General features: G+C 73.5%; 2 protein-coding genes. One reads left to right on the top strand and one right to left on the bottom strand.

Features of this window, described 5'->3' with window-relative positions; all coding sequences use genetic code 11:
• Window positions 1-531: hypothetical protein (locus G5C62_RS27125; protein ID WP_164703429.1), on the top strand; the 531-nt coding region annotated here is incomplete at its 5' end.
• 23 nt (window positions 532-554) lie between these two features.
• Here the strand turns inward: G5C62_RS27125 and G5C62_RS27120 are convergent.
• On the bottom strand, window positions 555-1,254 hold a 700-nt coding region (locus G5C62_RS27120), incomplete at its 5' end, for a fructose-bisphosphatase class II family protein (RefSeq protein ID WP_164703428.1).

Below are 1,254 nucleotides of genomic sequence, written 5' to 3'. Positions count from 1 at the left end.
ACCCAGCGGGCCGACGTCGCCTACGCCGCGGTGACGACGGCCGACCTCGACGAGCTGCTCGCCGACCTGCCCGGGCCGACGTCGGCCGTCCCGGCGTTCGGGGAGATCGTGGGGGAGCGGACGACGGGCACGATCGCCACCGTCTTCGGCGACGTGAAGCTGACCGCGACCACCAGCGTGCCGGAGCGGGCCAGCACCGTCTTCGGCGACGTCCGCATCGACCTCCGCGGCCTGCGCACCTCCGACGAGGTGGTGGCGCTCCAGCTGGGCACGGTCTTCGGTGACGTCGAGGTGATCGTCAGCGAGGGCGTCGCCGCCGAGATCGAGGGCTGGACGGTCTTCGGTGACCGCAAGACCCAGCTGGCGCCGGTGCCGCGGCTCCCGGGCACCCCGCGGGTCGTCGTCCGGGGCTGGACGGTCTTCGGCGACCTGAAGCTCCGCAGCCTGGCGCCGGGGGAGTCGCCCAGCCGCTGGCGGGCCGTCCTGGACCGGCTGGCCGAGCGCCGCTCGGCCCCGCCGCCCGCCGGCTGAGCCGGGCGGCGCGGGCCGACGGTTCAGGCCTCGTCGTCGCCGAAGGGGACGGCCGAGTACTGGTTGAGCTTTTCCAGCGAGTGCAGGCTCTCGATCGAGCGGATCGTGCCCGAGCGCGAGCGCATGACCAGCGACTGCGTGGTCGCCCCGCCGGCGCGGTACCGCACCCCGCGCAGCAGCTCGCCGTCGGTGATGCCGGTGGCGACGAAGAAGACGTCGCCGCGCACCAGGTCGTCGATCACGAGCACCCTGTCCAGATCGTGGCCGGCGTCCAGGGCGCGCTGCCGTTCCGCGTCGTCCTTGGGCCACAGCCGGCCCTGCAGCGCGCCGCCCATGCACTTCAGGGCGCAGGCGGTGATGATCCCCTCCGGCGTGCCGCCGATGCCCATCAGCAGGTCGACACCGGTGCCCTCCTGAGCGGCGGCGATCGCCCCGGCGACGTCGCCGTCGGTGATGAACTTGATCCGGGCGCCGGCCTCGCGGACCTCCCGGACCAGGGTCTCGTGCCGCGGCCGGTCCAGGATGCAGACGGTCACGTCGCCCACCGAGCTGCTCTTGGCCTTCGCCACCTTGCGGATGTTGTCCGCCACCGGTGCGGTGATGTCGACGACGTCGGCGGCGGCCGGTCCCGTGGCGATCTTGTCCATGTAGAAGACGGCGGACGGGTCGTACATCGCCCCCCGGTCGGCCACCGCCATCACCGCGATCGCGTTGGGCATGCCC

Source organism: Modestobacter sp. KNN46-3, assembly GCF_011039295.1.
This window is presented reverse-complemented; position numbering and strand designations above follow the sequence as displayed.